Source organism: Streptomyces sp. NPDC054796 (genome assembly GCF_053611545.1).
In genome coordinates, this window is the sequence record NZ_JBSHAO010000013.1 from 183,498 (window position 1) to 190,315 (window position 6,818).

4 protein-coding genes and 1 tRNA gene are annotated in these 6,818 nt (G+C 73.4%); 2 read left to right on the plus strand and 3 right to left on the minus strand.

Annotation, left to right across the window (positions count from 1 at the left end):
- Positions 1-126 precede the first annotated feature (126 nt).
- Positions 127-960: an ABC transporter ATP-binding protein gene (locus tag ACWGJ2_RS14140; protein ID WP_453346325.1), complete on the minus strand. Its 834-nt coding sequence runs from the start codon at positions 958-960 to the stop codon at positions 127-129.
- 450 nt (positions 961-1,410) lie between these two features.
- Between ACWGJ2_RS14140 and ACWGJ2_RS14145 the strand changes: the two genes are divergently transcribed.
- A tRNA-Leu gene (locus tag ACWGJ2_RS14145) sits at positions 1,411-1,492 on the plus strand.
- Between the two features lie 364 nt (positions 1,493-1,856).
- On the opposite strand, the gene ACWGJ2_RS14150 is transcribed toward ACWGJ2_RS14145, so the two are convergent.
- Both ACWGJ2_RS14150 and ACWGJ2_RS14155 read right to left on the minus strand, forming a co-directional pair.
- Positions 1,857-3,674 (minus strand): alpha-amylase family glycosyl hydrolase, encoded by a 1,818-nt coding sequence (locus ACWGJ2_RS14150; RefSeq protein ID WP_453346326.1) that lies wholly within the window; start codon positions 3,672-3,674, stop codon positions 1,857-1,859.
- A 141-nt stretch (positions 3,675-3,815) separates the two neighbouring features.
- Positions 3,816-5,408: a hypothetical protein gene (locus ACWGJ2_RS14155; RefSeq protein ID WP_453346327.1), complete on the minus strand. Its 1,593-nt coding sequence runs from the start codon at positions 5,406-5,408 to the stop codon at positions 3,816-3,818.
- A gap of 431 nt (positions 5,409-5,839) precedes the next feature.
- On the opposite strand from ACWGJ2_RS14155, the gene ACWGJ2_RS14160 reads away from it, so the two are divergent.
- Positions 5,840-6,601 (plus strand): GAF and ANTAR domain-containing protein, encoded by a 762-nt coding sequence (locus tag ACWGJ2_RS14160; protein ID WP_453346328.1) that lies wholly within the window; start codon positions 5,840-5,842, stop codon positions 6,599-6,601.
- Positions 6,602-6,818 lie beyond the last annotated feature (217 nt).

The window sequence follows — 6,818 nt, forward strand, 5'->3', positions numbered from 1 at the left end:
TGGAGTCCCACGGCCTGGGCACGGCGCGGGGCGGGAGGCGGAGGCGTGAGCGCGGGCCGTACGGTCCTGACCGGCCCGTACGCACCGCTTTAGCTCATACGGTCCTGATCAGCGCGTACGAACCGTTCAGCTTGTGCGGCCCTTGGCGTCAAAACCCTTCATGCGCTCCAGCACCGAGTCGGCCGTCGGCCCCTGCATGTCGTCGACGATGCGGCCGTCGGCGAGGAAGATGACGCGGTCCGCGTACGAGGCGGCGACGGGGTCGTGGGTGACCATGACGACGGTCTGGCCCAGCTCGCGCACCGAGTTGCGCAGGAAGCCCAGGACCTCGGCGCCGGAGCGCGAGTCCAGGTTGCCCGTCGGCTCGTCGCCGAAGATGATCTCCGGCTTGCTCGCCAGCGCACGGGCCACGGCCACGCGCTGCTGCTGGCCACCGGACAGCTCGTTGGGCCGGTGCTTGAGGCGCCCGGACAGGCCGACGGTCTCGATGACGCGGTTCAGCCACTCCTTGTCGGGCTTGCGGCCCGCGATGTCCATGGGGAGGGTGATGTTCTCCAGGCCGTTGAGGGTCGGCAGCAGGTTGAACGCCTGGAAGATGAAGCCGACGCGGTCGCGGCGCAGCTTCGTCAGCTTCTTGTCCTTGAGGCCCGTCAGCTCGGTGTCGCCGATGACGGCGCTGCCGCTGGAGACGCTGTCCAGACCGGCCATGCAGTGCATCAGAGTCGACTTGCCGGAGCCCGAGGGGCCCATGATCGCGGTGAACTCGGCCTGGCGGAACTCGACGGAGACCTGGTCCAGGGCGACCACCTTGGTCTCGCCCTGTCCGTAGACCTTGGAGAGGTCCGTGGCGCGGGCTGCCGCCACTCCGGTGCGGGCTGCGGCGGTGGCGCCGGCGTAGGTGGTGGTCGTCACGGGCGGGTGCTCCTGTCGGGACGGGTGTGAACTTCGGGACCCCCTCATCCTCCAGCCTCGTCCGCGTCGGCGGATCAGCCCCCGTGCTCGTTTCCGGGACAGCCTTGCGAGGTAGTGCGGCGCCCTCCGGTCCTCCTTGGGTATGACGGCGACCCTGATACAGGGTCCACCCGTGAGTGGACACGGCCTTGGTACGGCCTCGGGGACGGAGCCGGGAACGGCGTCGTGAGCGGCGCCGGGAGCGGGGCGCGGGGCGGCGTTCCGGGGCGGACTCAGGCCAACGGCGACTTTCCGTCATTCCGTGCACCCCGGACACCCCTGGGCGGGGGGCTCTCAAGAGGGGCGTGAGCCGCTGACGCTCCCTCAGTTGCCCATAAAATAAGACAACATCGAGTCGTCGTTCCGCTATTCGGGGGACGGCGCTGGATAGGCTCGTCCCCGCGCCCTGGGGAGGGCCGCACGCGCGCGGACACGCACGAAAGCGGCTCAGGAGCCGGTGCCCGGATGGTGGAATGCAGACACGACGAGCTTAAACCTCGTTGGCCCTCGGGCCGTGCCGGTTCGAGTCCGGCTCCGGGCACCTACCGCTTCGCGCTTGACCTGCGAGAAAACAGCCCCGAGTGCCCCGCGCGACGATACGGCCCGGCCCTCGGCGCCCCCTCGGCCAGCCGCTAAGCGGAACCTCATGGGTGGGGTCGGATAACACCGTGAAGCCCCTCTATTCGGGCACCCCTTTGAAGGCGCCCGAAGTAGGCCGGAAAAAGCCGGTGAGTCGCATTCCGTTTGCGGAGATCGGCGAAGATGCGCGGCTTCCTCCGCGCACCCCTGTGGGGGCACGTATTCTGCCCGGTCCCGCGCAGCCTCCCACACCGGAGGCCCGCCCGGCAGGCGGACGCGGACAGGGCACGGCGCCCCCTCCGCTCCCCGGTCTCGGATCCCCGTCGTCAGTCCTGGGAGAGCACCACGGCCGTGTAGGGGCCCAGGCCCGTGCCGCCCGAGCAGGGCATGCCGTCGCGGGGGCGGGCACCGGCGGCGAGGTCGTGCGCGGGGTGACCGGCGAAGGCGGGGTCGTAGCCGGGCCAGTCGGTGTTGAGGCGGACCCGCCAGGTGCCCTCGCGGGGCAGGCCGATCACGTAGTCCCCGTACGCGCGGTGACCGAAGTTGGCGAGGACGACGGTGCTGTCCCGGGGGCCGCCGTGGTGCCAGCGGTGGTACGCGAGCACCTTGTCGGTGTCGTTCACGTGGTGGACCGTGACGTGTCCGCCCCGCAGCCCCGCCGTGGTGCCCCGCAGGTCGCGGCGCAGGGCGATCAGGTCGCGGTAGAGGGCCACGATGCCCGCGAAGCGCTCGGCCCGCGACCAGTCCAGTGGGTCCTGGTCGTCGAACCAGCGGTCCTCCAGGAACTCCTGGCCCTGGAAGAGCATCGGGATGCCGGGCGAGGTCAGCACGAGCGCGGCGCCCAGTGTGGAGCGCTTCTTGGACCACCAACTGTCGGCGTTGCCCGGCCAGATCTCCTCCGGGACGCGTGCGTGCCCGTTGGCGACCTCGTCGTGCGACTCCGTGTAGACGACGCGCCGTAGCGCGTCGTCCCCGTAGCGGTGCTCGACGGCGGCCCGCACGGCGTGCATGTCGCGCTCCGCGTCGTCGGCCGCGATCACCGCGCGCCGCACGGGGTGGACGAACCCCGCGTCCCACTGCGCGTCGAAGCCCGCGCCGTGCGGTGTCCCCGTGGTGAGGCGGGGATCGTCGCGGAGGTCCTCGGCGATGCTCAGCTTCCAGGGCTGACGGCGGTCGATCTCGTCGTTGATCCAGCGCATCAGCGCCCAGCCGTCCCCCAGTTCGGCCCCCGGGTCGCCCCCGCCCCCGTGCACGTTGCGCAGGTACGCGGTGGCGTCCCAGCGCAGGCCGTCCATCCGGTACTCCTCCAGCCAGTGCAGCGCGTTGTCGCGCAGGAACCGGCGCACCTCTGGGCGCCCGAAATCGGGCCGGGTGTCGCCCCAGGGGGTGCGGGCGCGCCAGTCGTTGTAGAAGTAGACGCCGCCCCCGTCCCCCTCGTGCCAGCCGTCGTACCGCCACAGGTGGAGGTCACCCGGGCCGAGGTGGTTGTAGACGACGTCCAGGAGCACCGCGATGCCCAGGCCGTGGGCACGCGCCACGAGTTCCTTGAGCCCGTCAGGGCCGCCGAGGTCGGTCTCCACGGCGAACGGCATCGACGGGTTGTAGCCCCACGAGAAGCCGCCCGGGAACTCGGCGGGCGGCATCAGCTCGATCGCCGTCACGCCCAGCGCCGCCAGGTGGGGAAGGCGCTCGATCGCGTCGGCGAACCGCCCCGGGCCGCCGCCCGGCTGGTCGTTGAACGTGCCCACGTGCAGCTCGTAGACGACGAGTTCGTCCCAGGGAGGGGTGCGGTACGGGCGCGGGTCGCTGTCCCGCGCGCCCTCCATGGCCCCCTCCCGGGTCTCCCAGCGCGCCCAGTCGAACTCCGTGCCCCGTACGACGGAGTTGCCCAGCGAGCCCGTCATCGCGGAGGCGTACGGGTCGGGGCGGCTCAGGGCCGTGCCGTCGGGCGCCGTGAGCGTGTAGCGGTACTCGTCGCCGCGCGTCACGCCCGGCACGTCGGCCGACCAGTGGCCGCCCGCCTCGGCCGCGAGCGGCACGCCGGGCAGCGCCCAGCGGCTGAACGTCCCCGTGACGGCGACGGCCCGCGCGTGCGGCGCCCAGACGCGGAAGGCGCAGCCGCCCTCGTAGGGGAGCGCCCCCATGCCCGTACGGGACGAGGGCGAGGGCGGCTCGGGGAACGGGGGCGGGCCCGCGAAGCCGCCCTCCCGCCGGGAATGCGGTTCCCCTGGGGACCGCGGTTCCCCTGGGGACCGCGGCGCTGGACCGGTCATCGGCGCGCCCCCTCACACGTCGAACGTCAGGGCGCGCCGCACCAGGTCCAGGGTCTCGTCCGCCCAGCCGACGATGCCCAGGCCCGGCGTCAGGTTCCCCGGGGGCCGGTTGACGAGGGTGTCGCGGCGGACGAGCCGCGCGAAGTCCACCCGTACCGGATCGGGCCGCACCGCCTTCCCGAGCGGCCCCCGGAACTCGACCCCCGCCAGCCGCATCACGTCGATCAGCTCCTGCGCGAGGATCCCGTACCCCACCGTCGTCGGATGGACCCCGTCCAGCGAGAACAGGCCGCCGTCGGCGCGGTGGTGGCCGTCGCTCAGGAGGAAGTGCGAGTTCGGCACGGGCGCGAGCGCCTGCACCTCGGGCGGCAGCGGATACGGGCGCCACCACGGGGGGCGGGCCTCCTCGTCCTCCGCGTAACGGCGCGAGGCCAGCCGGTCCATCAGGCCCGCCGTGTCCAGCAGATACCAGTCCTTGCCGCCCGTCCTGGCCTTCCTGACCACCTCGGCGAGGGAGTCGTTGTACTGGTCGACGGCGGCGTCGACGGCGCGCGCCTCCTCGCCCGTCAGATGCGGGTCGCGGCGCACGTCGAAGTCGCTGTCGCTGATCCACGGGCGGGTGTAGTACGCGAAGTAGGCCGAGCCCGGCTCGGACTTGCCCGCCACCCCCCGGGCGATCGGCGCGATCGTCACATGCGGCACCGTGCACCAGATGACGTGCCGCGCCCTGACCGCGTGGACGCGCGCCGCGACCTCCCGCAGCTCGGCCTCGAAGTGCTCGGGCCGCCACACGGTGAACTCCTTCTTGCGCTCCAGGTCGTCATAGCCCTCGCCGCTCCACGCGACGCGCAGTCCGATGACCGAGGACAGCGCGTTGTTGGCGCCCAGGAACACGATCAGCGTCTCGATGCCGTGGTCCGGGTCGGGGCCCCTGCCCTCCGCCCTGCCGCCCGCGCCGCCGCCCTCGCCCGTGTCCTCGCCCAGCAGCGCCGCCGCGCCGAGCTGCGTCAGGGCGCCGGCCGCCTCGGGGCGGGTGGGCAGCACGCGCAGGGCCGCGCGCTCACCGGCGTTCGCGACGACCTGCCGCACCACGTCGTCGGCGGGCTTCTCGATCATGCGGCGGCACACGTCGGCCGACTTGTCGAGCGCGTCCCGCAGGTCCCAGCCGAACACGGCGAGGTTGTGGTTGACGGCCGTCGTGTGCGGCACGGCGGTGCCGGGCCCGCGCTCCCAGTAGTCCTCGACCCGGTCCATGAAGCCTCGGGCCCGGAAGAGCGCAGGGGCGACCTCCCACCAGTCCACGTCCCGCCCGTAGCGCTCCTCCAGGTCGCGCAGCAGCAGCTCGATGTTGACGGGCAGGCCGCCCCGCCCGTTGTACGAGGGGCAGCGGAAGGTGTCGGCGCAGCCCAGCTCGCGGGCGATCAGCGCCGGATAGGACAGGTCGGTGAGGAAGACGGCACCGCTCTGGAAGCCCTGCGTCAGCGAGTCGCCGATCGTCACCAGCCGGTGCCGGGGCTCGCCCCGCCACGAGACGGTGACGGGCACGCCCATGGTGGGGTCGGAGTACGGCTCCCGGGAGCCCTGACGGTGTACGGAACTGTCCATGGCACGTCCTCGGCTCCCGGCTCGGCGGGACCTCTCCCGTAAGCGCCCCGCGCCCGTAGGGGTCCCGTACCAGAGGGCGGGGGAGTGCGGGAGACCGCGCGGAGGGAACTACGCAAAAACCGGCCCCCGTCCGCCCCGTCACCCGCACCACCTCCGCCCCGTCACCCTCGCGACGTGCTCGCCGCACCGCCGCGGCGCCGTCCCGTCGCCGCGGCTCCTTCCATCCGTGCAGCTAAGAGCGCTCCTCGCGCCCGTCAAGGCCCCGTCCGGCCCCTCTTGGCCCCGCTCGGCCCCGTGAGAGGGGGCCTGGGCGGTGGGTACGTTCGCGCCGAGGGGGGCCCGACCGGCGGGGACGGCGGGCGGGCCCCCGGACCCGGCCTCTCCGCTCGTCGGCAGCGGCTCCGCCGGGCGGGCCACGGAGGGAGGCTGATGTGATCAGCGCTGCCATGGCCGAGGCCCTCGCCGTGCTGGCCGCCCCGGGGGCGCACCCGCCACGGCTGCCCCTCACGGCCTTCACCCGCGCGCTGCGCCTGGACGGGCTGGCCGTCTCCCTGTGCGACGACGTCGGCAGGCCCCAGACCGTCGCGTACGACACGGAGCGCGCGGCGCTCCTGGAGGACGCGCAGTTCACGCTGGGGGTGGGGCCCAGCGAGGAGGCCGTGAAGGGCGGCGTACGCGTCATGGTGGAGGACATCGGCGGCGTCGACCCGGCCCGCTGGCCCGGCCTCCCGCCCCTCGCGGACGCGCTGACGGTACGGTCCGTGTTCGCCTTCCCCCTGCGCGTCGGCGCCGTCAACGTCGGCGTCCTCACCGGCCACAGGACCCGCCCAGGGCCCCTGGGACGCCAGCCGACGGACGACGCGCTGGCCCTCGCGGGGGCGCTCGTGCTGCCGCTCGTGGACTGGGCCATCCGAATCGACGAGCACGGCGTCGGCCATGTGGACGAGGAGTCCCTACTGCACCACGCGGAACTTCACCAGGCCACGGGCGTGGTCACGGCCCAGCTCGGCATCTCCCCGGAGCAGGCCCTCCTACGGCTGAGGGCGCACGCCTTCCGGCACGGCCTGCCGCTGCGCGAGGTCGCAGGCCAGGTGGTCGCCCGGCGGCTGGTCCTGTCCGGGCACGGCGACGACCTCGGCAGCACGGGCGGCGGCTCCCGGCGGAACCGGTGCGACCCCGATACGCCGCAGTGAACGCCGGGCCCCTCGGGGGCGCCGGAGCGCGTGCGCGGGGTACGGCGGGCTGAGGCCGGGGGCATGTGCCACTGTCGGCGCGTGCGAATGGTTCGTTTCCCTTGGGGAACCAGCCAAGCATCGCCATGGTGCGCGCCCGTCGCCCCGGACCCCGGTGATCTTCTGGGCTTATTCTTGGATGCGTCGTCCGGCCGCGGGACCGCGGCCCGGACGACGC